The 26,537-nt window shown below is 59.6% G+C and carries 29 protein-coding genes and 1 pseudogene; 18 read left to right on the top strand and 12 right to left on the bottom strand.

Going from position 1 to position 26,537, the window contains the following annotated elements:
* Positions 1 to 215: 215 nt before the first annotated feature.
* A complete protein-coding gene (locus EAH74_RS26005) occupies positions 216 to 818 on the bottom strand; it encodes an NADPH-dependent F420 reductase (protein WP_140682128.1) in 603 nt (200 codons plus the stop codon).
* Between the two features lie 111 nt (positions 819 to 929).
* Here EAH74_RS26005 and EAH74_RS26000 point away from each other — a divergent pair, with 111 nt between their 5' ends.
* Entirely contained in the window at positions 930 to 1,880 is a 951-nt protein-coding gene (locus EAH74_RS26000) for a LysR family transcriptional regulator (protein WP_140682126.1), read from the top strand.
* A 31-nt stretch (positions 1,881 to 1,911) separates the two neighbouring features.
* Here the strand turns inward: EAH74_RS26000 and EAH74_RS25995 are convergent, their stop codons facing one another.
* A complete protein-coding gene (locus EAH74_RS25995; protein ID WP_140682124.1) occupies positions 1,912 to 3,231 on the bottom strand; it encodes an Nramp family divalent metal transporter in 1,320 nt (439 codons plus the stop codon).
* Positions 3,232 to 3,503: 272 nt separating this feature from the next.
* On the opposite strand from EAH74_RS25995, the gene EAH74_RS25990 reads away from it, so the two are divergent.
* The 4 genes from EAH74_RS25990 to EAH74_RS25975 all read left to right on the top strand — a co-directional run bounded on the left by EAH74_RS25990 (position 3,504) and on the right by EAH74_RS25975 (position 6,741).
* The gene (locus EAH74_RS25990; protein ID WP_140682122.1) at positions 3,504 to 4,298 is read left to right on the top strand and encodes a hypothetical protein; all 795 of its coding nucleotides are present in this window, start codon (positions 3,504 to 3,506) and stop codon (positions 4,296 to 4,298) included.
* A gap of 58 nt (positions 4,299 to 4,356) precedes the next feature.
* On the top strand, positions 4,357 to 5,268 hold the full coding sequence (gene yddG / locus EAH74_RS25985; protein ID WP_140682120.1) for an aromatic amino acid exporter YddG: 912 nt from the start codon (positions 4,357 to 4,359) through the stop codon (positions 5,266 to 5,268).
* Positions 5,269 to 5,352: 84 nt separating this feature from the next.
* The gene (locus EAH74_RS25980) at positions 5,353 to 6,024 is read left to right on the top strand and encodes a glutathione S-transferase family protein (RefSeq protein WP_140682118.1); all 672 of its coding nucleotides are present in this window, start codon (positions 5,353 to 5,355) and stop codon (positions 6,022 to 6,024) included.
* A gap of 129 nt (positions 6,025 to 6,153) precedes the next feature.
* Positions 6,154 to 6,741 (top strand): hypothetical protein, encoded by a 588-nt coding sequence (locus EAH74_RS25975; protein WP_140682116.1) that lies wholly within the window; start codon positions 6,154 to 6,156, stop codon positions 6,739 to 6,741.
* A gap of 3 nt (positions 6,742 to 6,744) precedes the next feature.
* Here EAH74_RS25975 and EAH74_RS25970 read toward each other — a convergent pair whose 3' ends face one another.
* The 3 genes from EAH74_RS25970 to EAH74_RS25960 all read right to left on the bottom strand — a co-directional run bounded on the left by EAH74_RS25970 (position 6,745) and on the right by EAH74_RS25960 (position 9,721).
* Positions 6,745 to 7,461, bottom strand: a complete 717-nt coding sequence (locus EAH74_RS25970) for an alpha/beta hydrolase (protein ID WP_140682114.1) — start codon at positions 7,459 to 7,461, stop codon at positions 6,745 to 6,747.
* Positions 7,462 to 7,640: 179 nt separating this feature from the next.
* Positions 7,641 to 8,753, bottom strand: coding sequence for a succinylglutamate desuccinylase/aspartoacylase family protein (locus EAH74_RS25965; protein ID WP_140682112.1), 1,113 nt, complete (start codon positions 8,751 to 8,753; stop codon positions 7,641 to 7,643).
* 188 nt (positions 8,754 to 8,941) lie between these two features.
* Positions 8,942 to 9,721 (bottom strand): ABC transporter substrate-binding protein, encoded by a 780-nt coding sequence (locus EAH74_RS25960; RefSeq protein ID WP_123367271.1) that lies wholly within the window; start codon positions 9,719 to 9,721, stop codon positions 8,942 to 8,944.
* Positions 9,722 to 9,956: 235 nt separating this feature from the next.
* Here EAH74_RS25960 and EAH74_RS25955 point away from each other — a divergent pair, with 235 nt between their 5' ends.
* Positions 9,957 to 10,589, top strand: a complete 633-nt coding sequence (locus tag EAH74_RS25955; protein ID WP_140682110.1) for a type 1 glutamine amidotransferase — start codon at positions 9,957 to 9,959, stop codon at positions 10,587 to 10,589.
* A gap of 109 nt (positions 10,590 to 10,698) precedes the next feature.
* On the opposite strand, the gene EAH74_RS25950 is transcribed toward EAH74_RS25955, so the two are convergent.
* Positions 10,699 to 11,133, bottom strand: a complete 435-nt coding sequence (locus EAH74_RS25950) for a rhodanese-like domain-containing protein (protein ID WP_140682108.1) — start codon at positions 11,131 to 11,133, stop codon at positions 10,699 to 10,701.
* Between the two features lie 101 nt (positions 11,134 to 11,234).
* On the opposite strand from EAH74_RS25950, the gene ftrA reads away from it, so the two are divergent.
* Positions 11,235 to 12,209, top strand: coding sequence for a transcriptional regulator FtrA (gene ftrA / locus EAH74_RS25945; protein WP_140682106.1), 975 nt, complete (start codon positions 11,235 to 11,237; stop codon positions 12,207 to 12,209).
* 123 nt (positions 12,210 to 12,332) lie between these two features.
* Here the strand turns inward: ftrA and cobF are convergent, their stop codons facing one another.
* The 3 genes from cobF to EAH74_RS33125 are packed head-to-tail and all read right to left on the bottom strand — an operon-like array spanning position 12,333 to position 13,802.
* A complete protein-coding gene (gene cobF, locus EAH74_RS25940) occupies positions 12,333 to 13,088 on the bottom strand; it encodes a precorrin-6A synthase (deacetylating) (protein ID WP_140682104.1) in 756 nt (251 codons plus the stop codon).
* Entirely contained in the window at positions 13,088 to 13,660 is a 573-nt protein-coding gene (locus EAH74_RS25935; RefSeq protein WP_140682102.1) for a histidine phosphatase family protein, read from the bottom strand. Before EAH74_RS25935 ends, cobF begins: the two co-directional genes overlap by 1 nt.
* Positions 13,584 to 13,802 carry a hypothetical protein gene (locus tag EAH74_RS33125; protein ID WP_170206227.1) on the bottom strand — a complete coding sequence of 73 codons (219 nt, stop codon included), beginning with the start codon at positions 13,800 to 13,802 and terminating at the stop codon, positions 13,584 to 13,586. Before EAH74_RS33125 ends, EAH74_RS25935 begins: the two co-directional genes overlap by 77 nt.
* 199 nt (positions 13,803 to 14,001) lie before the next feature.
* On the opposite strand from EAH74_RS33125, the gene EAH74_RS25930 reads away from it, so the two are divergent.
* From EAH74_RS25930 to astA, 7 genes are all read left to right on the top strand, one after another.
* Entirely contained in the window at positions 14,002 to 14,856 is an 855-nt protein-coding gene (locus EAH74_RS25930) for a MurR/RpiR family transcriptional regulator (RefSeq protein ID WP_140682100.1), read from the top strand.
* 2 nt (positions 14,857 to 14,858) lie between these two features.
* A complete protein-coding gene (locus EAH74_RS25925; RefSeq protein WP_140682098.1) occupies positions 14,859 to 15,503 on the top strand; it encodes an isochorismatase family cysteine hydrolase in 645 nt (214 codons plus the stop codon).
* Entirely contained in the window at positions 15,500 to 16,831 is a 1,332-nt protein-coding gene (locus tag EAH74_RS25920) for a glutamine synthetase family protein (RefSeq protein WP_140682096.1), read from the top strand. Before EAH74_RS25925 ends, EAH74_RS25920 begins: the two co-directional genes overlap by 4 nt.
* Positions 16,815 to 17,567 carry an N-formylglutamate amidohydrolase gene (locus EAH74_RS25915; protein ID WP_140682094.1) on the top strand — a complete coding sequence of 251 codons (753 nt, stop codon included), beginning with the start codon at positions 16,815 to 16,817 and terminating at the stop codon, positions 17,565 to 17,567. Before EAH74_RS25920 ends, EAH74_RS25915 begins: the two co-directional genes overlap by 17 nt.
* Positions 17,568 to 17,624: 57 nt before the next feature.
* Positions 17,625 to 18,974, top strand: a complete 1,350-nt coding sequence (locus tag EAH74_RS25910; RefSeq protein ID WP_140682092.1) for an APC family permease — start codon at positions 17,625 to 17,627, stop codon at positions 18,972 to 18,974.
* Between the two features lie 119 nt (positions 18,975 to 19,093).
* On the top strand, positions 19,094 to 20,110 hold the full coding sequence (locus EAH74_RS25905) for an arginine N-succinyltransferase (protein ID WP_140682090.1): 1,017 nt from the start codon (positions 19,094 to 19,096) through the stop codon (positions 20,108 to 20,110).
* 61 nt (positions 20,111 to 20,171) lie between these two features.
* Positions 20,172 to 21,206 (top strand): arginine N-succinyltransferase, encoded by a 1,035-nt coding sequence (gene astA, locus EAH74_RS25900; protein ID WP_140682088.1) that lies wholly within the window; start codon positions 20,172 to 20,174, stop codon positions 21,204 to 21,206.
* 1 nt (position 21,207) lies between these two features.
* Here the strand turns inward: astA and EAH74_RS25895 are convergent.
* Positions 21,208 to 21,354: pseudogene (locus EAH74_RS25895) on the bottom strand (carboxymuconolactone decarboxylase family protein); the annotation flags it as partial.
* A gap of 307 nt (positions 21,355 to 21,661) precedes the next feature.
* Between EAH74_RS25895 and EAH74_RS25890 the strand changes: the two are divergent.
* From EAH74_RS25890 to EAH74_RS25875, 4 genes are all read left to right on the top strand, one after another.
* Positions 21,662 to 22,438, top strand: coding sequence for a hypothetical protein (locus EAH74_RS25890; RefSeq protein WP_140682086.1), 777 nt, complete (start codon positions 21,662 to 21,664; stop codon positions 22,436 to 22,438).
* A complete protein-coding gene (locus EAH74_RS25885; RefSeq protein ID WP_140682084.1) occupies positions 22,435 to 23,076 on the top strand; it encodes a transposase in 642 nt (213 codons plus the stop codon). Before EAH74_RS25890 ends, EAH74_RS25885 begins: the two co-directional genes overlap by 4 nt.
* A 40-nt stretch (positions 23,077 to 23,116) precedes the next feature.
* Positions 23,117 to 23,296 carry a hypothetical protein gene (locus tag EAH74_RS25880; RefSeq protein WP_123367286.1) on the top strand — a complete coding sequence of 60 codons (180 nt, stop codon included), beginning with the start codon at positions 23,117 to 23,119 and terminating at the stop codon, positions 23,294 to 23,296.
* Positions 23,297 to 23,503: 207 nt separating this feature from the next.
* Entirely contained in the window at positions 23,504 to 24,373 is an 870-nt protein-coding gene (locus tag EAH74_RS25875) for an isocitrate lyase/PEP mutase family protein (RefSeq protein ID WP_140682082.1), read from the top strand.
* A 98-nt stretch (positions 24,374 to 24,471) separates the two neighbouring features.
* On the opposite strand, the gene EAH74_RS25870 is transcribed toward EAH74_RS25875, so the two are convergent.
* Both EAH74_RS25870 and EAH74_RS25865 read right to left on the bottom strand, forming a co-directional pair.
* Positions 24,472 to 24,774 (bottom strand): hypothetical protein, encoded by a 303-nt coding sequence (locus EAH74_RS25870; RefSeq protein WP_134104110.1) that lies wholly within the window; start codon positions 24,772 to 24,774, stop codon positions 24,472 to 24,474.
* A gap of 450 nt (positions 24,775 to 25,224) precedes the next feature.
* On the bottom strand, positions 25,225 to 26,469 hold the full coding sequence (locus EAH74_RS25865; RefSeq protein WP_140682080.1) for a M20/M25/M40 family metallo-hydrolase: 1,245 nt from the start codon (positions 26,467 to 26,469) through the stop codon (positions 25,225 to 25,227).
* Positions 26,470 to 26,537: the final 68 nt, after the last annotated feature.

The raw sequence follows: 26,537 nt of genomic DNA, 5'->3' as shown, positions 1-26,537 counted from the left end.
TGCGACTCACGTCGCACCGGGTCCTACAGTCAGTCATAAACCTACGCTACGCCGCATACTTTGTAGCAGCTGGCGAAGCCTGCGTTCGGCTGCGAAGCAGTCGTGAAATCAGACGATAGGGTGTTTCAGGCAGACCGCGTGCTCAGGTTTGACGACTGCTGCGCAGCCGAACGCAGGCTTCGCCAGCTGCTACGCCGAATGCGGTGAATGAAGAGTCAGGCGAATCTCACCAGGTTCAGCACCGGCAGCGGACCGCCCGGAAACTGCACCAGCCGCGCCCCGACGCTCAATTCCCCAAGATCAATCCCGAAGAAGCCCAGCTGTTCGATCAGCGCCGCCACTTGAGCTTTCGCATCGGCATCATCACCCGAGAGAAACAGCACCCGCCGCCCGCCCTCCGCCGCCGGATCGCTGTCCAGAAAACGCGCCTGAAGGTGGTTGAACGCCTTCACCACCCGCGCACCGGGCACCCATTCGGCAAACACCTCACTGGACGTTCGCCCCTGCAAATCCACTGCCTTGAACGACGGCGCCTCGATTGAGTTGTTGGCGTCGATAACAATCCGCCCGCCAAAATCCGGCAGACCGGCGAGCGCGGTCGGCAACTTCGACCAGTTGACGGCGACCAGCACGATGGCTTGTGCGGCGGCCTCCTCGCGGGTTCCGGCACGCGCCGTTGGCCCGAGTTCCGCCACCAGCGAGGCCAGGCTTTGCGGGCCACGGCTGTTGGCAATAACCACTTCAATTCCTTGACGCGACAGTGCTCTGGCAAAGGCTGCGCCGATTGCGCCGGCGCCGATGATTCCGATGGTGCTCATGGTTGTTCACTCCGAGGGTTGTCGTTGGCGTGAATACTGCGCTTGCCATTAGTGTTTGATTAGCGGGTAATGCCTTGAATGATCTTCAAGCATGACTAGCAGGTGCCTGCCATGGAAACCCTCGCCAACCTCGAATCCTTCGTCCGTAGCGCCGAAACCGGCAGTTTTTCCGCCGCCGCACGGGTGCTCGCGCTGACCCCTGCCGCTGTCAGCCGCAACGTGGCGATGCTCGAACGCAACATCGGTGTTCGGCTGTTCCAGCGCTCGACGCGCAAACTGTCCCTGACCGAAGCCGGGGAGCGTTTTCTGACGAGCATCGGCGGCAATCTGGAAGCGTTACAAACCGCGATCAGCGCGGTGAGCAGTGATCAAAGCGAGCCGGCGGGCGTGCTCAAGGTCAGTCTGGCGCCGACATTTGGCATCGATCATATCTTGCCGCTGCTGCCGGCGTTCCTGGCGCGCTATCCGCAGATTCGCCCGGAATGGCACTTCGAAAACCGCCCCGTGGATCTGATTGCCGAAGGCTACGACGCGGCCATAGGCGGCGGGTTCGAGTTGATGCCCGGGGTGGTGTCGCGGACGCTGGCGGCGGCGCATATCGTGGCGGTCGCTTCACCGGCTTACCTCTCAGGGCGCAGCCTGCCCGACAGCCCGGCAGACTTGTCCAGACACACCGGCATTGTGATGCGCGGCACCCGCACCGGGCGGATTCGCCAATGGCTGATGCACGATGGCGCGGGCAACGAAGCACCGGCCAATCTGAACGAACACATTGTGCTCAATGATCCGGCCGCCATGCGCGAAGCGGCATTACTTGGCCTGGGCGTGACACTGCTGGTGTTGCCGGATGTGCTGGCGAATATCCAGCGGGGCGAACTGGTGCGCCTGCTGCCCGACTGGCACGCAGACGCAGGACCAATTTCGCTGTATTACCCGAGCCGGACGTTGATGCCGGCCAAGACTCGGGTATTCATCGATTTTGTGGTCGAGGCGTTTGAACGGGGTTGGATCAACAGATCGCAGCCTGCGGCAGCTCCTACAGGAGTACGCATTCCCATGTAGGAGCTGCAGCAGGCTGCGATCTTTTAAAGATTCACACCAAAAACTGCAGAATCAACCAGCTATTCGCCCCGCTGATCAACGTAAACAACCCCCACGCCAGCGCCCTTGTCGGCCACCGATTCACAAACGGCCCCATGAGCCTGTGATCGTTGGTCATGCGAATCAGTGGATACAACGCAAACGGCAATTGCAGGCTCAACACCACCTGACTCAACACCAGCAGCTTGCCGATCGCATTGTCGCCCATCAGCCAGACGCCAATGAACGCCGGGATCAGCGCCAGCCCGCGGGTGATCAATCGTCGTTGCCAGCAAGGAATCCGCAGGTTCAGGAAGCCCTCCATGATCACTTGCCCAGCGATGGTCCCGGTGAAGGTCGAGCTCTGACCCGAAGCCAGCAACGCGACGCCGAACAGCACACTGGCCAGCGCCCCGCCCACCAACGGGTCGAGCAGGTGATAAGCGTCCTGGATGTCGACCACGTCGGTGTGCCCGGTCTTGTGGAACGCCGCCGCGGCGAGGATCAGGATGGCCGCGTTGACCAGCAACGCCAGGGCCAGGGAGCCAATGGTGTCGATGCGCGCCAGTTTCACCGCGTCCTGCTTGCTGGCCAGGTCCTTGCCGATCCTGCGGGTCTGCACGATGGAGGTGTGCAGGTACAAGTTATGCGGCATCACCGTAGCCCCGAGAATACCGATGGCCAGATACAGCGGCGCGGCATCGCCGATGGCGGACAGTGACGGCGTGAAACCCCGGGCGACGTCCGGCCAGTAGGGTTTGATCAACAGCAATTCAACGAAAAAACACACGCCAATGGTGCCCACCAGCACCAGCATGATCGCTTCAAGCCGCCGGAAACCACGGTTTTGCAGGGCCAGCACCAGCAACGTGTCGAACGCCGTGAGCGCGATGCCGAAGGTCAGCGAACAGCCCAGCAGCAAATGGAACGCCAGGGCGCAGCCGAGCACTTCGGCCAGGTCAGTGGCGATGATCGAGATTTCCGCCAACACCCACTGGGTCCGTGCGGTGCGCGTGCTGTAGCGCTCCCGGCACAACTGCGCCAGATCACGCCCGGTGGCAATGCCCAGGCGCGAACACAAACACTGCACCACCATCCCCGCCAGACTCGCCAGCAACACCACGAATAACAGGCTGTAACCAAACCGCGAACCGGCCTCGATGGCCGTCGCCCAGTTGCCCGGGTCCATGTAGCCGATGGACACCAGCAAGCCCGGACCGGCAAAACGCAGCATCCGGTTGAAGAACGAGGCGCGAGGATCGACGGCAACGCTGCCGGCCACTTCTGGCGGACAGAACGGTGCCGTGGCGGTTTTGGGCAAACTGAATTTCACGCAAACATTCCGAAACAGGTTGAAGCGGGCAGCTTAGACGTTCACTCCTTCGGCTGTACATGCAAAACCCTGTAGGAGCTGCCGCAGGCTGCGATCTTTTGATCTTTAGCATTTTCAGGATCGCCGAAGATCAAGATCAAAAGATCGCAGCCTGCGGCAGCTCCACAAGGACCGTGTTGTCGCAGGGTTGTATACAAAATCAGAGAATCTATAGAGCAATCACTCCCACGCAATGCTAACGTTGCCGCCTCACTCAGGTCGGAGGTGCGTGCGTGCTGCTACTCAAACTGCTGGTCATCCCAGGGTTTCTCTTGCTGATTTCCCTGGCCGGTAAACGCTGGGGTCCTAGCGTAGCCGGTTGGTTGTCGGGGTTGCCGGTGGTAGTCGGGCCGATTCTGTTTTTTCTCGCCATCGAACAAGGCCAGGTGTTCGCCGCTCAATCGGCGACCGCAGCGCTGTCGGCGATGTTCGCGATGATTGCCTTTTGCGTGACCTACGCTCAGGTTGCACAACGCGCGAAGTGGCCGTGGGCGCTGGTGATTTCGCTGTTGGTCTGGGCCACGGCGGCCGTTGTGCTGTCGTTGATTCCCCCGTCCCTGGTGTTCTCGGTAATCGCCGCCGCGACCGCCCTGCTGGCGGCGCCCTATCTGTTTCCCTCGGTACAGCCGATCGTTTCGGGCCCGGCGCCGAAGTCCGACAAATTGCTGTTACGCATGATTGCCGGTGCCCTGCTCACCCTCGCTGTCACGTTGTTGGCCAGCACCGTTGGCGAACGCTGGAGCGGTCTGCTCGCGGTGTTCCCGGTACTGGGCAGCGTGATGGCGGTGTTCTCCCAGCAAACCCGCGGGCCGGCGTTTACCGCTGCGTTGTTAAGGGCCACCGCGACCGGGATGTATTCGTTCGCCGCGTTTTGCCTGGTGTTGGCGCTGACCTTACCAGGCATGGGTTTAAGCGCGTTCGCCCTGGGCGTCGCGGTGTCAGTGGGTATGCTCGGGGTGACCAAGCGCTTGTTGGCCAAGCCGGCGAGCCCGATACCGGACGCTGGACGTACGGCGATCAAACGCTAAGCTGCTTGATGTCATCGGGCCAGGATGGTCGCCCGTTCATCGCGCTGAAGGAACAGACATGACTCCGCTTCGAAACAGCCTCAGCGCGACGGCCGTCGGCGTGATTGCGATAGTGCTCTGGTCCTCCCTGGCTTTGCTGACCACCCTCACCGAAGGCATTCCACCGTTTGAACTGCTGACGCTGGGTTTCGGCGCAGCGTTCGCGGCGAGCCTGGTGATTCTGGGCCGACGCGGGATCGCAGGGTTCACCAGTTGGCGCCAGCCCTGGGCTGTATGGGCGACCGGGCTCGTCGGAATTTTCGTTTATCACGCGCTGTACTTTTTCGCACTCAAAGCCGCTCCGGCGGCCGAAGCCAGCCTGATCAACTACCTTTGGCCGCTGTTGCTGGTGTTGCTGTCGGCGTTCTCGGCCGGAGAAAAGCCGCACAAGCGGCAATTGCTCGGCGCACTGCTGGGCCTGGCCGGCACGGCCTTCATCATGCAGCAGCGCGCCCCGAATGCTGATGCCGCGATGCCCATCGCCGGTTATCTCGCGGCGTTTGGCTGTGCGTTGATATGGTCGGTTTATTCGGTAATCAACCGCCGGTTCAGCGAAGTACCGAGCAGCATCATTGGTGGCATCTGTGGCCTGGTCGCTGTGGCCGGACTGGTCTGTCACCTGGCATTCGAAACCACGGTACAGCCCGACATCAGCCAATGGACCGCGATTGTCGTCCTCGGGCTTGGACCGGTAGGACTGGCGTTTTTTGCCTGGGACCACGCCACCAAACACGGCAGTCTGGCGACGCTGGGGGCGCTGTCCTACCTGGCACCGCTGATTTCCACGTTGTTGCTGATCACCGTGGGGCGCAGCCATGCCAGCCCGATTCTGATCGTCCCCGCGCTGCTGATTATCGCCGGGGCAGTCATCGCCACGTCGCGATCATCCGCCAAAGTGCCAATAACACGTTCGATCGTTTCGAACGAGTAAAGCAAAAAGCTCGCACGTCATTCGAACGGGTTTCCTCCAACATAAGCCTCAGTTCAAAACCAACCATTGACTGAGGCCTACACCATGAAATTCTTTTTCCACCCTTCGCCCAATCCGATGAAAGTCGCCCTGCTGCTTGAAGAACTGCAAACGCCCTACGAATTGATCGGCGTCGATACCTTCAAAGGCGAGCAACACCTGCCGGCCTTTTTGGCGATCAACCCGAACGCCAAAGTGCCAGCCCTGGTCGATGGCGACGCGACTGTCTTCGACTCCCAGGCGATCCTGTTGCACTTGGCGCAAAAACATCAGCGCTTCCTGCCGACCTCCGTGACCGGGCAAGCCGAGCTACTGTCTTGGCTGATGTTCATCGCCACCGGCCTGTCGCCATTTTCCGGCCAGGCGGTGCATTTCCTGCACCACGCACCGGAAGACTTGGCGTATGCGAAAAACCGCTACCTCAAGGAAGTCGAACGTCACTACCGCGTGCTCGATCAGCGTCTGGCCGACCATCAGTACCTGGCGGGTGACACCTATAGCATCGCCGACATGGCGCTCTGGGGTTGGGCCAATTACGCGCCGTACATCCTCGGCGAGAATGGTCTGGCGGCGTACTCGAACGTCAAGCGCCTGTTCGATGAAATCAGCGCCCGGCCAGCCGCCCAGCGGGCCCATGGTCTTAAAGAGAAACTGGTGCTGAAGACCGAGGTCGACGAAGAAACCCGTCGCAACCTGTTTCCGCAGAACCAGGCGTAACACCGATGTTGTCGTAGCAGCTGCCGAGCCTGCGAGGCTGCGTTCGGCTGCTACAGGGCTGAGGGCTGCTAGAAAGTGAATTCCATGGGATGATCGCCCTCAAAGCGCGACCATCCCTGGAGTTTCTGAATGTCATTGTTGAGTAAAAAAGCCGTTGTCCTGTTGTTGACGGCGGTTGCCAGTCTGGGAGCGCTGAATGCGCAGGCCGCCAAGGCCACTGCCAGCGATGCCGCGCCCGCACAGAAAGTCTCGATGCTCGGCGGCAAATTCAAGTTCACCCTGCCTAAAGGCTTCATCGCCAACCCGTTGCCTGCCGGCGACGCGGCCACCGGCACCGCCGGGGCAACGGGCACCATGTACACCAATCAGGCGACTAAAACCGTCGTGATCGCCGCTGAAAACACGATCCCCGGCGGCCTCAACGTCAAAGACAACGACGGTCAGTTCCTCGACTCCGCGGCGTCCGACTTCGCCACCGAACAAGCCACGGCGCTGCCGGACTTCACCAAGCTCAGTGAAAAAAGCCTGACCCAGAAAGGCACTGGTCTGGGGCTGCGGCAGATCGACAGCACCGCCACCCAGGGCGGCGGCAAAACCCTCGACACCTCCGTGATGGCCGCGTCCAACACGCGCATGGCGATCGTTCAGGTGATTTCCCGCCTCAGTGACAATGCTGGCCATGAGACGCTGGTCAAACAGATCGTCACCGGCAAGTGAGCATCAGGAATTGAGACGCTGCAACCAGGCGCTCAAGTCCTGCATCTCGGTGGCACTGATGCTGTGACCGACGCCAGGGTAGGCATGAAATTCAGGCTTGAGTGACAGGCTCTGCAACAGGCTGTCGGCGTCCGTGCCGTCAATGTACGGAAGGCGTTTATCCGCAGTGCCATGACCGATGAAAATCGCCAGCTTCTGGCGCTTTTCATCCGGTTTCAGTTCGGACTGGAGCACCGGCAGAATCCGCCCGCTCAATGCCGCGATCCCGCCGACCGCCGCGGGATGACGCAACGCCACCTCGTAGGACATGATCGCGCCTTGGCTGAAACCCACCAGGAACACCTTGTTCGGTTCGGTGTGATATTTCTTCGCCGCCTGTGCGACGAAATCCAGCAAGACCTTGCCGCTGCTTTTCAGATCATCGGTCTCACCGTCGTAGGCACCGTTGCCCTTCTGGCGAAACCACTTGTAACTGCCCTCCTCCATCACCATCGGTGCGCGTACCGACAGGTAGTTGTATGACTCGGGCAGTTCATCCTTGATGTCGAACAGGTCCTCCTCGTTACTGCCAAAACCGTGGAGGAAAATCACCAGGGGCTGATGGCGCGATTCGGGGTTGGCCTGCTCCAGGTACTTGAGCGGCAGATCGGTTTGCAGCGGGGTTTGAGCGTGGACGGCGGAGGACGCCAGGAGTGTCAGCAGAGCGAGAAACTTCAACATAAACCTTCCTTCACAGAGCGCAGGATTCGGGGCAGAGCCTAACACTGTGAAGCTTGCCGGGGGATTATGACTGTTGCTGATGCCGCCATCGCGAGCAGGCTCGCTCCCACATTTGAAATGCATTCCCCCTGTGGGAGCGAGCCTGCTCGCGAAGAGGCCCTGGGAAACGGCGACAATCCTTAGTCGTTAACCAGTTTCCCAACCCGAATCGGCTCACGCCCGGCGACCTTCGCCTGCCAGGTGCCCGGCTGGGTGTAGCGCCCGCGATCGATGGCAAACAACACGCCACTGGTCCCGGCGCAAACTGTGGTGACCCGATCATTCAACGGATCGACCACTTCAAACAGCGCATCACCTTTCTCCACCCATTCACCCGAATCGCGCAAGAAACTGACGACCCCATGATGCGGCGCAAACAGGTATTGGGTGCCTTCGAACGGCATGCCTTCACAGCATTCGCTCGGTGCCGCAGGCCAAGTGCCTTTGATGAAACCCTGCTCGGCGAGGAACCCGAGAATCGCCTCGCAATTGGCCTGAGCCTGATCGACTCGCGTATCACCCATGCTGCCCAGTTCCAGCGTCGTCGCCAGGTTGGCCGGCGGGACCGCGGCCTCAGGGAAAGCCCTGGCCAGACGCAACCACGGCGTTGAACACGACTCATCGAATGAGCTGCCGCCGGATTCTTCACAGAGCAACGCCACCCCAGCCTTCAAACGCGCCGCCAGGGATTGCCACTGCGGCCAGTGTTGCGGCAAGGCATACAGATGAATCGCCGCATCGAAATCACAATGCAGATCGAGGGTGATGTCGGCCTCACAGGCGTGACGCAACAGCAAGCGGTGCATGGCTTCAAGCTGCGAGGCCGGTGCCGGCAAGCCGTCGAGTACCTGGCCCATGGTCTGGCGAATCAGCGCAATGTTGGCCGCCGCATCACTGCCCAAGCGATCACCGATCAACTCGGCCACCGGTGCGCTGAGTTCGACGAAGGAGCGGTTGAAGTTCTTGCCGCTGCCCAGCTCGAAGCGGCCCATGTGGCTGCCTTGCAGGTGTTGATCGAGGCCGATGGGATTGGCCACCGGGACCAGTTCGATCACGCCCTGCAACTGGCCCAGGGTTTCGAGTTCGGCCAGACGCTTTTTCAGTTCCCACGCCGTGCGCATGCCCGGCAGTTCATCAGCGTGCAGGCTGGCCTGGATGTAGACCTTGCGAGTGCCCGCGCCATAACGAAACACGCTGAGGGTGCGTTCGGTGCCCAGGTGGCTCCAGGGCAGTGAATGGTCGATGCGTTGCATGGGGTGCTCCTTGTTCTGTAGGAGCTACCGAAGGCTGCGATCTTTTGATTCCGGATTGTAACCATCAACGTCAAAAGATCGCAGCCTTCGGCAGCTCCTACATGGAATGTGTGCCGCAGGTTAATTCATGGGGACATAAAAAAAAGTGGCAACCGCGTCAACGGTTGCCACTTTTTTGAACGGCGTGATTACTGGCCGTAAACGTCAAAGTCGAAGTACTTGTCTTGCACTTGCTTGTACTTGCCGTTGGCGCGGATTTCGTTGATGGCGGTGTTGAATTTCTCTGCCAGGGCGGTATCGCCCTTGCGCACAGCAATACCGGCGCCGCCGCCGAAGTACTTGGCGTCTTCGTAGGTCGGGCCCACGAAAGCGAAACCTTTACCGGCGTCGGTTTTCAGGAAACCGTCATCCAGGTTGACCGAGTCGGCCAGCATCGCGTCGAGACGACCGGCGACCATGTCCAGGTTGGCTTCCTGCTGGGAGCCGTAGCGAACCAGATTGATACCGGCCGGCACCAGCACTTCAGTGGCGAAGCGGTCGTGGGTACTGGCGCGCAGCACACCGACTTTCTTGCCTTTGAGTTCGGTCAGCGGATCCTTGATGTCGGTGCCTTCCTTCATCACGAAACGCGCCGGGGTGTGGTAGTACTTGATGGTGAAATCGACGTTCTTTTTACGATCGTCGGTGATGGTCATGGACGACAGGATCGCGTCGATTTTCTTGACCTTCAGCGCCGGGATCAGGCCGTCGAACTCTTGCTCGACCCAGGTGCACTTCACTTTCATCTGCTCGCACAGCGCGTCGCCGATGTCCACGTCGAAGCCGGTGAGTTTGCCGTCAGGGGTTTTCATCGAGAATGGCGGGTAACCGGCTTCGATACCGAGGCGGATCGGCTTGGCGTCTTCGGCCACAGCCGTCAGGGACAACATCGACAGTGCCAGGGCACCGAACATCACTAGCTTCTTCATTTATAACTCCTGTGTGCGGAGGCTTTTATTGGCAGATTTCGGTAGGTGAAGACCGAAGTGGCCGGCAGTCTAGAGCGGCTCAAGGAGGGCAAATTGTGTTTAAGCGACAAATACTTATAGAAAAGTGGCCGGCGGATTCGAGCCCCTTGAAGCGTGCGCCAAGCCGGTGCAAAGACTGTAGGACAAGCCCTTTTTTCAGACAAAACCTACAAGCAAAAACTACAAGAGAGCCCTTATGCCTACGTTGAACCTGATCCAGCACCACCCCGCCGAAGGTCCCGGCGCCATTGCCACGTGGGCTGCGTCCCGGGGTTTGACCCTGAACGTATTTCGCGCCGACCTCGGCCAGTTGCCGCCAGTGAGTGCAGACCCCGTGATCCTGTTGGGTGGGCCTTATGAATCCGATGCCGGACCCGCCTGGCTGGAAGCCGAACGCCAGTGGTTGGCGGGCAGTCTGGATCAAGACGCGCCGGTGTTTGCGATTTGTCTGGGGGCGCAGTTGCTGGCGTTGAGTCTGGGCGGGAATGTGCGGCGGATGGATCGAACCGAAACCGGTTGGACCCGTGTGACGTTCGTCGATGGTCAGCATCTGAACGTGCTGGAATGGCACGAAGACGCCATTGACCTGCCGCCAAACGCGCAGTTGCTGGCCAGCAGTGATCAGTGCGAGCAGCAGATGTATCGCGTCGGGCCGACGCGGGTGGGTTTGCAGTTTCATCCGGAGTGGACGGCTGAATCGGTGGCAACGCTCAATGCGCACTTTGCCGACGAGTCCCCGCTGCCCCGGGGTCAACAGGACAGCGCCGCCTACGCAACCGTGTCCGAGTGGTTGCAGGCGACGCTGGATGGGTGGTGGGCATCCGTTTAGAGCAAGATCAACAGATCGCAGCCTCGTTTCACTCGACAGCTCCTACAGGCGATCGCGTAGACCTGTAGGAGCTGTCGAGTGAAACGAGGCTGCGATCTTTACGACTACATCAACATTCGCAACCGATCACGGTGCTGGCAGGCCGTTGCACCGCAACACTCAACTCAAACCCTTCATCCAGCCACCCGGTCACCCCGCCGATCATTTCCTTGACCGGGTAACCCAGCGCCGCCAGTTTCACGGCAGCCTTGTTGGCACCGTTGCAGTGGGGCCCGGCGCAATACACCACGAACACGCTGGTTTTCGGGTAGGCCGCCAGACCTTCAGCGCTCAGCAGTCGCCCCGGAATATTGATCGCCCCCGGCACATGGCCACGCTCGAACGCGAGCGGGCCGCGCACGTCTACCAGAACAAAATCCACTTCGCCGGCCTGTTGGCTGCCGTGGACGTCGGAACAGTCGGTTTCGAAGGTCAGACGGTTGCTGAAATGCATCAGGGCGATGGCCGATGGGGCGGCGGGAATCTCGCGGACCAGGCTGGTCATGGGCTGTACTCCAAAGTCTCGGTGGGTGTGAGAAGACTTTATCCGCCCGACGCTTGCGGCTACAGTGGCGCACAAGACACTCACCGGAAACTTTCCGCCAAATGCAGCCCACCCCTGGATTGGTCGCGATTCTGGCCTACGACGGCCTCTGTACATTCGAATTCGGCATCGCCGTGGAGATCTTCGGCCTGGCCCGTCCGGAGTTCGACTTCCTTTGGTACGAACACCGGATCGCCGCCGTCGACCAAGGCCCGATGCGCGCCATGGGCGGCATTCAGGTATTGGCCGACGGCGGCATGGAGCTGCTCGAGGACGCCCGGACCATCATCATTCCCGGCTGGCGTGATCGCAGCGCCCCGGTGCCTGAGGCATTGATCGCGGCCCTGCGCCAGGCCCATGCACGGGGTGCGCGGTTGTTATCGATCTGCTCGGGCGTGTTCGTGCTGGCGGCCACCGGTTTGCTCGACGGTCGCGGCGCCACCACGCACTGGCGTTACACCGCTGAGTTGGCCGAGCGTTTTCCGAACATTCTGGTGGACCCGGACGTGCTCTATGTCGATTCAGGTCAGCTGATCACCTCGGCCGGCAGCGCTGCCGGTATCGATGCCTGCCTGCATTTGGTGGCGCGGGACTTCGGTACGCAAGTGGCCAACTCGGTGGCGCGGCGGCTGGTGATGTCGCCGCAACGTACCGGCGGCCAGGCACAGTTCATTCCGACACCGGTCAGTCCTACGCCGCGTAGCGATTTGTCGCGCGTCATGCAGTGGGCCCGCGAGCGTTTGCACGAACCGCTGGAGGTTCGCGAGTTGGCGAGTGAAGCGGCCATGAGTGAACGGACGTTTCTGCGCCGCTTCACTGAAGCCACCGGCATGCCGCCCAAAGCCTGGTTACAGCATGAGCGCCTGGGACGGGCTCGCGAGCTGCTTGAGAGCACGAGCCAGAACACCGACCAGATTGCCCAGCGCTGCGGTTATCGCTCGGTGGAGAGTTTTCGGGTGGCGTTTCGCAGCGTGGTCGGGGTGCCGCCGTCGGTGTATCGGGAGCGATTTGGGCGTGAGGTTAAAGCGGTTTTTTGAGGTGTTCTTTAGGGCCTCTTCGCGAGCAGGCTCGCTCCCACAGTTGACCGAGTTGTCTGAACGGACGCGGTCTATGTGGGAGCGAGCCTGCTCGCGAAGGCGCCAGCCCAGACACCGATGCACTCAAGGCTTGCGCAGCAGATACGTATCCATAATCCACCCATTGGCCAACCGAGCCGCCTTGCGTACCCGTTCGATCTCATCCGCCACCTCCTTGAGCTTGCCGCTGATCAGGATTTCATCCGGCGTCCCCAGATAGGCTCCCCAGTAAATCTCAGTCTCCTGGTCCTCCACCCGATGGTAGGCATCTTCTGCATCGAGCATCACCACCAGGCTGTCGGCATCGCTCACCTGCCCCGCCGCCAGCCGTCGGCCAGTGGTGATTTCAATCGAGCGGCCAATGCGGTTCAGCGGCACCTTATGTTGCGCCGCCAGCGCCTGGACACTGGTGATGCCGGGGATCACTTCAAATTCGAAGACGCACCGGCCTGAGGCCAGAATCGCCTGCAAGATCCGGATCGTGCTGTCGTACAACGCCGGATCGCCCCACACCAGAAAACCGGCGCACTGGTCGTCAGTCATTTCCTCGCTGATTAACCGTTCGAAGGTCTGCTGCTTGGCCAGGTTCAGGTCTTCCACGCTGGCCTTGTAGTCCACATCACCGCGTTCGCGCTCCGGGCTGTGGGCTTCGACGAAGCGGTAGTCGCGATCGGTGATGTAGCGCTCGCAGATCTCGCGGCGCAGGTCGATCAGTTTGTCTTTGCTCTGGCCCTTGTCCATAAGGAAAAAAACGTCGACGAGATTCAGCGCTTTCACGGCCTGCATCGTGATGTAGTCGGGATTGCCGGCGCCGATGCCGATGACCAGAAGTTTTTTCATCAATGTGCTCCCTCAGGGTCAGTGCCCAGCAAGCGTAACCGCCAGCGACCGTTGAACCGCAACTCGATGGCCGACAGCGGTTCAACGTCAATCAGGTTGAACGCTGCGCCTTGCAGCACCTGCGTCAGCGCGGCGCGCATGACAAACGGATGGGTGACGGCAACGATGTGTCCCGGTGTTGCCTCCAGCGTTTTCAACCAAGCGGCCACCCGCTCACCGAGTTGCGCTACCGACTCGCCGCCATGGGGCGCCGAATTCGGATCATCGAGCCAGTTCTGTAGCGCTTGGGCTGAGGATTTTTGCAGATCGTCGATCCGCGCGCCTTTCCAGCTCCCGAAATCGCAATCCCTCAGTGCCTCGACAATCTCCACGTCACTGCCGAACAGCTCGGCGGTTTGCCGGGTTCGCAGTTCAGGTCCACACACCAGTCGCGGCGTCCCCTTGAACTGAGCACGACGTGATCCCCTTGCCGATTGCCAATCCATCTCTATGGGCTCATTCGTAGGAAAACACGCCAATTTTTGTGCGACGGTTCGAGCGTGGCACATCAAAGTCAAACGGGTCGCCTGCACGAAGGATCACTCTGTCGATGGAAATTGAAAACGGCGTCACACCGCGAATTATTGCCAATTGTGCCGCAAGAAGCGCAATCCAGGGCGTTTCGTTTGATCCAGCAAACACAGGTTCTAACTCACACACACCTGGAAAAATCATCGATATCCGACACCGCTAAGGGCGATGGCCTACAAGCTCAGTCGACTTCCATGTAGCCCATGGCCCACGGGGTTTTCGCCCTGTTTTGGGGCTTTAAAAAACCATTGAAAAATTCACTAGACATGTTGAGTCCGCTACATAAATACTGTTTTAGCAATTTATGAAATGAAACCGACATATCCATCCAGCAGGAGCCCGGATGCCTTCTCTCAGAGACCTGATCACCGATCCCGGCCTGGACCTTACGCCGTCGGAACGCAAAGTCATCCGTGCCTTGCTGGACCAGTACCCGCGTAACGGACTGGGCCCGATGTCACGTTTGGCCGAACATGCCGGTGTCAGCGATCCCACCATCGTGCGACTGGTCAAAAAGCTGGGTTTCAGCGGTTATGCCGATTTCCAGAATGCCCTGCTCAGCGACATGGACCACCGCCTCCGCTCCCCCAGCACCCTGTTGCAACCTCGTGCTCATCTTCAGAAAGGCGACACCTGGAGCCAATATCTGGCGCACAGCCATCGAGCGCTGGTGGACACCCACGCGCTGACCCAACCCGAAGATGTGCGGATTCTTGTGGAATGGCTGCTCGACACCCGCCATCAGGTGCATTGCTTCGGTGGGCGCTTCAGCAGTTTCCTCGCCCAATACTTGCTCAACCACCTGCGCCTGCTGCGTCCGGGCTGTTTCGCCCTGGAGGACAACGCGCAACTGCCCGACCGATTGTTCGACGTGCAGCGTCAGGACGTGGTGCTGGTGTTCGACTATCGCCGCTACCAGTCACAGGCCCTGCGCGTGGCCAATGCGGCGAAAAATCGCTATGCACGCGTGGTGTTGTTCACCGACATCTATGCTTCACCGTTGCGGGAAATGGCCGACCTGATTATCAGTGCGCCGGTGGAATCGGTATCGGCCTTCGATACCCTGGTTCCGGCGCTGGCCCAGGTCGAGGCGCTGATTGCCTGCCTGACCCTGCGCAGTCCGGATCTGGCCGATCGCCTGGAAGGCATCGACGCCCTGCGGAGCGACTTCGACACCCACTTGCTGGAGGATAAATAAGGATGTTCACACTCCCCCACCACTCACCCCGGGATTTGCCATTCGTCACCGATCACACCGCGCTGTTGCTGGTGGACATGCAACGCGCCTGGCTTGAGCCACAGTTCGACCCGCACCTCAACGGGCCCGATGCCGAGTACTTTCTGACTCGCACCCACATGCAGGTGGTGCCCAATCAACGCCGGTTGCTCAGCGCCTTTCGCAGCGCCAGGCAAAACGTGCTGCACACGATCATCGAAAGCCTCACGGCCGACGGCCGCGACCGCTCGCTGGACCACAAGCTCTCGGACATGCACTTGCCCAAGGGCAGCCCGCAAGCGCGGATCATCGACGACCTGACCCCGGCAGAAAACGAAATCGTGCTGCCCAAGACCTCGTCCGGTGTCTTCAACTCCACCCACATCGACTACGTGCTGCGCAACCTCGGGGCACGGCACCTGATCATCGCCGGCATCGTCACCGACCAATGCGTTGACATGGCCGTGCGTGACGCCGCCGACCGCGGTTATCTGGTGACGCTGGTGGAAGATGCCTGCGCCACTTACACCGCCGAGCGGCATCAGGCCTGCCTGAATGCAATCAAGGGTTACTGCTGGATCACCGACACCCAGACCGTACTCGGCCGGTTGCAGGAGATGCAGCCATGAGCGAGCGCCTGCTGCCACTGCCCATGACCACCCTCGTCACCACTGACCTGATTGGTGTGACACGCGGGCGTTCCTTTCCCACGGACGAACTCGAGCACTATCAAAGGACGGGTTGTGGTTGGGTGCCGGCCAACAGCGCGCTGACCCCGCAAGACATCATCGCCTACGCCAACCCGTGGGGTGCCTATGGCGATTTGCGGCTGATGCCCGATCTGCTCAGCCGAGTGACGGTCAGTAACGGCCCGGATGCCAACGCTCCGGCGCTGGATTTTATCCACAGTGACATTTGCGAAACCGATGGCCGCCCGTGGGGTGCCTGCCCGCGTACGGTGTTGCGCAACGAGGTAGAGCGTTATCGCGCCGAGTTGGGCTTGCAGGTCAATGCGGCGTTCGAGCATGAATTCAACTTGAACACCGGCGACGTTGAACACCTGGCGTTTTCGCTGCAAGCCCAGCGTCAGGGTGCCGAGTTTGGCGGTTGGCTGCTCGGCGCCCTGCGTGCCGGTGGCGTCGAGCCCGAAATGTTCCTGCCCGAGTACGGCAAGCATCAATACGAAATCACCTGCCGCCCAACCCTTGGGGTGGCCGCTGCCGATCGCGCGGTGAACGTGCGTGAAATCACTCGCGAGATCGCCCGGCAAATGGGCCTGGAGTTGAGCTTCGCGCCCAAGGCCTCGGAGCATGCGGTGTGCAACGGCGTGCACCTGCACGTCAGCCTGCTGGACCTGGCTGGCCAACCGGTGATGTACGACGCCGGCACCACCAATGGCTTGTCGACCCTCGGCCAGCACTGGGCCGCCGGCATCCTGCATCACCTGCCGGCACTCTGTGCGTTTACCGCGCCGACACCGGTGTCCTACGAGCGTTTGCAGCCTCATCACTGGAGCGCGTCCTACGCGTGCCTCGGGCAACGCAACCGCGAAGCGGCGCTGCGAATCTGCCCGACGATAAGCCTGGGCGGCAAATCGGTGGCGTCGCAATACAACCTGGAATTTCGCGCCATGGACGCCACGTCCTCACCGCACCTGGCCATGGCCGCGCTGCTGATTGCCGGCCGGCTGGGCATCGAACAACGCCTGGTCTTGAACGCAATCACCGATGAAGTCCCCGACTCCCTGAACGAAGAACAACGCCAGGCGCGCGGCATCGTCGCCCTGCCCGCTTCCCTTGCCCAGGCCCTGGATTGCCTGCGCAACAGCGAGGCACTGATCGAAGCCCTGCCGAGCGCGTTGCTGGACACCTACTTCGCCCTTAAAACCGAGGAACTGACGCTGACGGAACAGCTGTCGCCCGCCGAACGCTGTGAGCACTATGCGCGCCTGTACTGAATCTGCTGAGCTCGGTCTTTACACCGGGCCCGCGTACACCCTGAGCCGGGAAGACTCCGACCACCCGTTGATTCTGGTCTGCGAGCACGCCAGCCGTTTTATTCCGGCCGGGTTAAATGACCTGGGCCTGAGTCACGAGGCGGCCCGCGAGCACATCGCCTGGGACATCGGCGCCCTGGCGCTGGCCGAAAGCTTATCCCGAGCATTGGGCGCAACCCTGTTGGCGGCCAATTATTCGCGGCTGCTGGTCGACCTCAACCGACCGCGCCAGGCCCCGGACAGCATTCCGGCGCAGAGCGAGATTTATCAGGTGCCGGGCAACCGGGACCTGGACGAAGCCACCCGCGAGTACCGTCGGCAAAACCTGTTCGAGCCGTTTCACTCGCGTCTGAAAGACTTGATCGACGAACGTGTCGCTCAAGGCCGGCCGGTACGGGTGGTGGGGATTCACAGCTTCACGCCGGTCTATCACGGACAGCCTCGCGAGCTTGAAGTTGGCGTGTTGTATAGAGAGGCCAGGGAATATGCCCAGCGATTGATCGATGGCTTGAGCCAGCATCCATTGAAAGTTGCCGGTAATGAGCCGTACAAAATCAACCCGCTGAGCGACATGACCGTGCCGGTCCATGGCGATGCACGCGGCCTGGAATCGGTGTTGATCGAGGTGCGCAACGACCTGCTGCGCACGCCTGAAGACGTCCGTCGCTTTACCGAATACCTGGCGCCGCTGCTGTAAAGGAATCGCTTCAAACTCGCAGCTTGCAGCTGCTTTCATCCCAAGGAGAAGGGCTTCATGGAAATAGAAGAATTCGGCTACAAGCAAGAGTTGAAACGCAGCCTGTCGCTGACCGATCTGGTGGTATACGGGATGATCTTCATGATCCCCATCGCACCGTTCGGTGTTTATGGCTACGTCAACGCCGAGGCCCCGGGGCTGGTACCGCTGGCCTACATCATCGGCATGGTGGCAATGCTCTTCACGGCCCTGAGTTACGGCAGCATGGCTCGGGCCTTTCCGATTGCCGGTTCGGTTTATTCCTACGCGCAACGGGGCCTGAACCAGCACGTAGGGTTTATCGCCGGCTGGCTGATGCTCCTCGACTACCTGCTGATTCCGCCGCTGCTGTATGTGTACGCGGCCATGGCCCTGAATCATTTGTACCCGGACATTCCGAAGGTTGGTTTCATCCTGGCCTTCCTGGTCAGCGCGACCTTCGTCAACTTGCGGGGCATCACCTTCACCGCGCGGATGAACATCCTCTTTCTGCTGGCGCAACTGGTGGTGCTGGCGATCTTCCTGTTCTACGCCTGGAACGCGCTGCACAGCGGCGGCGGTAACGGTCAGCTGACTCTGGCGCCGTTGTACAACCCCGAGACCTTCAACTTCGCCCTGCTGATGCAAGCGGTGTCGATTGCGGTGCTGTCGTTCCTCGGTTTCGATGCGATTTCCACCCTCGCCGAAGAGGTCAAGGGTGACCCGGGCCGCAGCGTCGGCAAGGCCGCGCTGATCACCCTGATAGTCATGGGCGTGATCTTCGTCGTGCAGACCTGGATTGCGACAGATCTGGCGGCCGGCATGGGTTTCAAATCGGCTGACACGGCTTTTTATGAAATCGCTGAACTCGCGGCCGGCAGCTGGCTGGCCACCCTGACCGCCGTGGCGACGGCGCTGGCCTGGGGTGTTGCGGTGGCAATCACCTCCCAAGCGGCAGTGTCTCGCCTGCTGTTCGGCATGGCCCGGGACGGCAAGCTGCCAAAGGTACTGGCCAAGGTTCATCCCAAACACAACACGCCGTACGTGAGCATTTACCTGGTGGCCGTGCTGTCGCTGGTGATCTGCTACCTGTTCATCAACTCGGTGGACACCCTCACCTCGCTGGTGAATTTCGGCGCACTGAGCGGTTTCATGTTGCTGCACCTGACGGTCATCAACTACTACTGGCGCCGGCAGAAATCCGGTCAGGTGATCCGTCACCTGATCTGCCCAGTGATCGGCTTCATCATCGTCGCGGCCATCATGTACAACATGGGCGTCGATGCACAGAAACTCGGTCTGATCTGGATTGCCCTGGGCCTGGTTTACCTGTTTGTACTCAACAAACTGGGCGCCAGCACGGTACTGCCCGACCCAAGCAACGGCTGACAAGAAAAAGAGCGGCGTCTGACAAAAAATCAGGCGACCGCCGATTTAACGCGTGGAAACCGACAGTGATAGTCAGGTTCGGTGCCAACCGCCGAACCCTTTGATACAGGAGTGCATCCATGCTGGTCTTACGCCCAGTCGACTTAACCGACCTGCCCCAGTTGCAGCAACTGGCGCGCGACAGTCTGGTAGGCGTCACGTCTTTGCCGGACGACACCGAATGCCTGCGCGAGAAGATTCTCGACTCCTGCGCCTCATTCGAAAAAGACGTTGAGGGTCATGGTCCGGAGAACTACTTCTTCGTGCTGGAAGATCTGACCCGAGAGCGTTTGGTGGGCTGCTCGGAGATCCTTGCCACCGCCGGTTTCAGCGAGCCGTTCTACAGCCTGCGCAACCGGCATTTCACCAGTGCCTCGCGGGAGTTGAACATCGAGCACGGCGTGCCGGCGCTGTCGTTGTGCCACGACCTCAGCGGCCATACCTTGCTGCGGGGTTTTCATATTGACGCAGCGCTGGTGCGCACACGGTTCTCTGAACTGCTGTCCCGGGCGCGGCTATTGTTCATCGCCGCCCACTCGCAGCGCTTTGCCGAAGCGGTCATCACCGAGATCGTCGGCTTCAGCAGCGATGAAGGGCACTCGCCGTTCTGGGATGCGGTGGGCAAGCACTTTTTCGACCTGCCCTACACCGAGGCCGAGCGACTTTGCGGCCTGGAAAGCCGAACCTTCCTCGCCGAACTGATGCCGCAATACCCGATCTACGTGCCGATGCTGCCCCAGGCGGCGCAGGACTGCATCGGCCGCATCCACCCCGATGGCCAGGAGGCCTTCGATATCCTCGAGCGCGAAGGCTTCGAAACCAACAGCTACATCGACCTGTTCGACGGCGGTCCGACGTTGTATGCGCGCACTCCCGGCATCCGGTCCATCGCCCAGAGCCAGACCGGCAGGGCGAAACCGGTTGCGTCCATCGATGCCCTTGGCAGTTATCTGGTGAGCAACGATTCGCTGAAGGACTATCGCGCCATCGTCGCCGATCTGGATTATCAAGCCGGGCAACCTGTGGGGTTGAGCGCCGAGATGTGCGCCGCCCTGAACGTGACCGAAGGCAGCCCGATCCGGCTGATCGCCCTGTGAGCATCACCCGGCCCCGCGCCCAACGACAGCGCCCGAGCGGGCGTGCAGAAGGAGTTGCATCATGATTGTCCGCCCGGTTCACGTCACCGACCTGCCCGCCTTACTGAATCTGGTGCACCAGGCCGGCCCCGGCTTCACCACCCTGCCGGCCAACGAGGAACGCCTGACCCACCGGATACGCTGGGCCCAACGAACCTTCGCCGAACAGGTTGAACGCGCCGATGCCGATTACCTCTTCGTACTCGAAGACGACGATCAGCAACTGGTGGGCGTCAGTGCCCTGGTGGGCGCCGTGGGCCTGCGCGAGCCCTGGTACAACTACCGGGTCGGGCTCACGGTCAGTTCGTCACCGGACCTGGGTATCCGGCGACAGATTCCGACATTGTTCCTGAACAATGAAATGACCGGCCAATCGGAGATTTGCTCGCTGTTTCTGCGACCCGATCAACGCCACGGCAGTAACGGTCGATTGCTGTCGTTGGGGCGTTTGTTGTTTGTGGCCGAGTTTCCGCACCTGTTCGGCGACAAACTCATCGCCGAACTGCGTGGCAGCGCCGACGAACACGGTTGTTCACCGTTCTGGGACAGCCTGGGCCGGCACTTCTTCAAGATGGATTTCAGCCACGCCGATCACTTGTCGGGGCTGGGCAGCAAGTCGTACATCGCTGAACTGATGCCACGCCAACCGCTCTACACCTGCCTGCTCACCGAACAGGCTCAGGCCGTGATCGGCAAGGCACACCCGAATACCGAACCGGCGCTGAAAATCCTCACCGCCGAAGGTTTTACCCATAAGGGTTACATCGACATCTTTGACGCCGGCCCGGTGATCGAAGCCCCGGTCTCGAATATTCGTGCCGTGCGCGACAGCCAACCGCTGCTGCTGGCCATCGGCACGCCCGACGAGCAGGCCCCGGTGTGGCTGATCCATAACCGTCGCCTGGAAAACTGCCGCATCACCGCCGCCCAGGCCAGACAGGTGGGCAACAGCCTGATCGTCGACCGCCTCACCGCCAAACGCCTGCAACTGCAACCCGGCAACTCGGTACGCGCCGTGCCGCTGCTCAATCAACAGCAGCAGTCAGTGGCGGCCTGATTCACTCCAGTTTGAACGCGTCGTCCAGGGGCATGCGGTAACCGTTGGCCAGGCGATGGGTTTCGTTGGCCATGCCAACCACAGCCTGCAACTCACCGAACATCTCCTCGGTCATCCCGGCCTTGCGGCCCGTCGCGGTATGCGTACTGGCCCAAAAACATTAAATAACAACTAACAACATTAACTAACAACTACCAAATTGCATCCAACAAACACACCCTCCATACTCCAAAACATAAACCGCCCACAAGAAACGATTTAGTCATGAAAAACGCAAAAAGAACCACCCCGGCATCTCTTTTTTTCTCAAACATCCAATATTGAAACCCGCATTAATTTTCTACAAAACATCTCCCACCGACAATTAAAAATTTAATTAACACGACAAACCATCACCCACGATACACGCCGACTAATATTTACCCCACCTCGACAAATGCAAACCAGAGTCCCTCATGATCGAAACACTTTTAAACGCTGACCTATCGCCAACCCGGCTTATGACCATTATCAAAACCATCGACATCACCTCCGACATTAATAAACTGGTCAGCAGGGTGCGCGAAGACACCGCACGCACCCATGCCGTTTCTCAAGCTGCCGAGATCATGAAGTTAACGAACATCCATACCAGAACATTGCTGCTGCACTGCAACGAAAGTGGCAACATCAGCCTCAAGGCACCTGACAGTGCCCCCGCATCACAGTTGCTCTACACCGTTCCAGGGAACAGTATTTTGTTCGCCATCAACAATCAATCATTCCCCGTTCAGCTTTACGCGGTGCAAGATAACCACCTGACACTCAGGCAGCAGATCATCGTCGACGCCGACAATCCATTGTTCATTGACGGTTCAAAGGTCCTGTTCGACAGCAATCCGATGGGCACCGGGCATACGGCATTTATCGGCAGCATCAACCTGCCCGACAGGGGCGCAGACATTGGTGTATTTGATCGCACCTCATTGCGCAAAATCGCCTGGTTTCCCCATGACGATAGCGCCGCCCGTTACCTGGTGAGCCTCGAATTACTTGAAGCTGCACAGGATCCCGAGGCCAGAAAAGTGGCCGAAGAACTTGTATATCACTACCACCCTGCCGTTGCGTGGAAAGCGTTTCAATTGATTCAGCAAACCAATCCGCAGGCCGCACTGAATTACGTGCCGCTGTTGAGAAAACTGCAAAACAGTCGGCTGAACCATTTACTCGACCAGCAAAGTGAGGCGGCATGAAACTGGAGGCATTCATTGAGCGTATGACAACTTACGATCTTGAGCGAGACAAGCCAAGAATCATAGAAGATCTGCGTCAACTGGCAACCAATCGAACGTTGCTGAGCGAGCACCTTTACGCCACTATCCAGAGAGACGGGTTTAGTACCAGTAACAGTCTCTACAGTGCTTATGCTTTTATACTGGCCTACAATGATATGTTTACCGTTCGCCTTGGATTCTGGTCTCCGGTAACGGCACAAGACGAAAGTGAAACGTTCATCTACGACCTAAATCACACTCACGACTTTGAAATCTATGCCGTGGGTTATAGCGGCGACGGGTACACAACTGTCACACGAAAAACACTTGATAACACACCGATACAAGCCGGCGCCATACCCGCACTCAGTGAAGAGCGTGTACTTAAACTCGCACCCGGCGAAGTTTTGCACATGCTCCCACTACAGGAAATACATAAACAACTTCCACCCAGAACAATGTCCGCATCCCTGAGTTTGCTTATTCACCCTCAGCGATCGGATATAACCGAAGAAGCCTGGTGCTTCGACGAAAACTATATACCGACTTACCCCGGTATTGCTGAGCAGGAAACAGCGTTCTTTGAACGGACACTGTCACTGCTTCAAGGCGGGTAGCAATCGGCTACCCCCATTAATCTAAAAAAGGAAAATCAATATGAACAAGCCAATGAACAACTGGAACGAAACTCCGCTTCTGCGCGCTGGAGCCAATGTCATCAACACGCCGGTCAAGACAACGTCGGTAGAACCATGCTCCGCCGGCTTCATGCCTCGTTACAACGTGGGTAATATCCACGAAATCAAGAAAATCTGGGGGGTGCCGGCTCAAGGCTGAAACCGCTCTCATTGAGTGCACTAACAAGGCTGCAGACTGACAAGGTTTGCAGCCTTTTTTTCACCAAGATGTATCGCCCAGCTATCAACCGCTGGCTTCTGCAAATTCGTCATCATTCTCCCCCCTCCCGCGTGATAGCCTTTTGTTCCTTCGGCGTTGACACTTTTGCTCAAGCCCTTCCATTCCCATTGCAGTGGTGGAACTCATATGTCCAGGCTTTCTCATCAAGATTTACGCCGTAACTTTCGCGAGCTGTTCGCTTCCAACACCTGCTATCACACGGCGTCGGTCTTCGACCCGATGTCGGCCCGCATTGCCGCGGATCTGGGTTTTGAAGTAGGGATCCTGGGCGGTTCGGTCGCATCGTTGCAGGTACTGGGCGCCCCCGACTTTGCCTTGATCACCCTCAGCGAGTTCGCTGAACAGGCCACTCGCATTGGCCGTGTTGCCCAATTACCGGTCATCGCCGACGCCGACCACGGCTACGGCAACGCGCTCAACGTCATGCGCACCATCGTCGAACTCGAACGTGCCGGTGTGGCCGCCCTTACCATCGAAGACACGTTGCTGCCCGCCCAGTTCGGCCGCAAGTCCACCGACCTGATCGGGGTGGCGGAAGGCGTCGGCAAGATTCGAGCGGCACTGGAAGCCCGGGTCGATTCGGAAATGGCAATCATCGCCCGCACCAACGCCGGGATTCTGCCGGTGCAGGAAGTCATCAGCCGTACCTGTCATTACCAGCAGGCCGGTGCCGACGGGATTTGCATGGTGGGCGTGCGGGACTTCGACCACCTCGAACAAATCGCCGAGCACCTGAACGTACCGCTGATGCTGGTCACCTACGGCAACCCGTTGCTGCGCGACGACAAACGCCTGGCCGAACTCGGCGTGCGGGTCACCATCGATGGACACGGCGCCTACTTCGCCGCGATCAAGGCCACGTATGACAGCCTGCGGGAACAACGGCAGTTCTTTACTCAGGCGTCAGACCTGAGCGCTACCGAGTTGACCCACACTTATACGCAGCCTGAGGAATACATCCGTTGGGCGGAAGAGTTTATGAGCGTGAAGGAATAACAGATACCACCGAAAAGATCGCAGCCTGCGGCAGCTCCTACATTGAGATGGCGTACGCCCTGTAGGAGCTGCCGCAGGCTGCGATCTTTTGATCTTGCCTACTTCGCGGTTTTGAACTCCACCTCCCGCTGCAACGCCCGCGCCTGAACCACATTCAGCATCGCGCAGCCTTCACGCATCAGCAGATGAACCGCCCGGGTAACGCGCGTCAGGTCGCAATCGGAAATGTCTTTGAGGTTCAGGCTGGTCAAGGTGTCCGCCAGATCGCGAACCACGGTAAAGCGATGCGCAGCGCAAGCGGCGATGTCGCTGAGTTCTTTGTGGGTGTTGATGAAGAGCACCGGGGTTTCGGCGTCGTAGGTGTCAATGGGGAGGTAACGGGGCATGACTTGGTCGAACATGGAAACATCTCCTGATAAATAAGGACTTCAGGGATTCGACCGGCCAAAATCGTCGCGGGATTGACCGCGAGCCGAGATCATAAAGGGCCAACTTGCAGCACTGCAATGAGCAGTTCTGTGGGAAACGTCTTGGAAAGTTGTGGGGTGGTTTTGACGGCGGTGTCCGGCTTGAGAAACACCCCTCACCCTAACCCTCTCCCCAGGGGGTAGAGGGGACTGACCGTGGGTTTCTTGAGGAATCCGGCGACGTGAACGACCGAATTGAATGCGATTTTTAAGTGCTTTGCTGTTGGCCGAATCCAAGTTCGACTCAATCTCTCAGGTCGCAGTAAATAGCCAAAACAACTCGGTCAGTCCCCTCGCCCCTCTGGGGCGGTCCGACGTTTCGGGAGGGTTAGGGTGAGGGGGCGATCCAACTGACCCACCACCCCCCTCAAAACCGCACTCAATTCAATGAGCTTTAGCCAACTCCATAATCATCCGCGACAACAAATAAATCCGCGGCGCCACACTCTCAACCTCCGCGTATTCCTCCGGCGTATGAATATTGCCGCCAACAATCCCGAACCCATCCAGCGTCGGTGTACCCACACCCGCTGACAGGCTGGCATCCGCCGCCCCACCGCTACCTTCTTCCGTCAACTTGCGGTCAATTTCCCCGTAAATCCCCTGAGCCATGGCCATCAACCGATCCGATTCCGGCGTTTGCGGCATCGGCGGCAATCCGCGCTGAAGTGTGGTGGTGACTTCTGTGTCAGCAATCAGCTTGTCTTTCGAAACCCGCGCCAGGTCCTTCTCGATCCGGTCAAACTCTTCCGGCACCGCCGCCCGCACGTCTGCCTTGGCGGTGGCTTGATCCGGAATCACGTTGGTGCGGTCGCCAGCCTTGAGCACGGTGAAGTTGATGGTGGTTTTCTTCTCCGCGTCGCCCAGTTTGCCGAGCTGCAAAATCTGGTGCGCCGCTTCCATGGCGGCGTTGCGTCCCAGCTCTGGCGCGACACCGGCATGAGCTGCCTTGCCCTTGACCTCGACCACGGCGGTGGCACTGCCTTTGCGCCACACCACCAGGCCATCTGCCGGGCGGCCCGGTTCGAGGTTGAGGGTGACGTCGTGGGCCTTGGCGGTTTTCTTGATCAGGTCGGTGGCGATGTCCGAGCCGGTTTCTTCGCTGGCGTCGAGCAGGAAAGTGATTTGCGCGTAGTCCTTGAAGTCGAGATTTTTCAGGACTTTCAGCGCATAGATCCCGGCAACGATGCCGCCCTTGTCATCCATCACGCCCGGCCCATAGGCGCGGCCGTCCTTGATGTGGAACGGACGTTCGGCGGCGGAACCTTCCTTGAAGACGGTGTCCATGTGCGCCATCAGCAGGATTTTCGCCTTGCCGGTGCCTTTCAGCGTCGCGATCACATGGCTGCTTTTGTCCGGGGTATTGGGCACAAGCTCGATGGTCGCGCCGAGTTTTTTCAGTTCGTCGATGGCGATGTCGCTGACTTTCGTCAGGCCCGGTTCATAGCCGGAACCGGAGTCAATGTTCACCAAACGTTCGAGTAACTTCAGGGCTTCGCCCTTGTACTGTTCGGAATCGGCGAGGACTTGTTTGTGCGGTTCGGCGAAGGCGGCGGGAGCAAAAGCGCCGAGGACGAGGGTCAGGCCAAGGCTGGTGGCCAGCAGGGAGCGAGGGAGATTGAACGTCATGAATCGATCCTTGTTTCGTGTCGGGGGTGAAAAACACCCTACCTGACTACGGCGCAAGGCTCTAGACC

This window comes from Pseudomonas mandelii, from assembly GCF_006438925.1.
In the GTDB taxonomy this organism is placed as follows: domain Bacteria; phylum Pseudomonadota; class Gammaproteobacteria; order Pseudomonadales; family Pseudomonadaceae; genus Aquipseudomonas; species Aquipseudomonas mandelii_C.
Note: the sequence above shows the minus strand (reverse complement) of the source record. Positions and strands in the feature narration are given on the sequence as shown.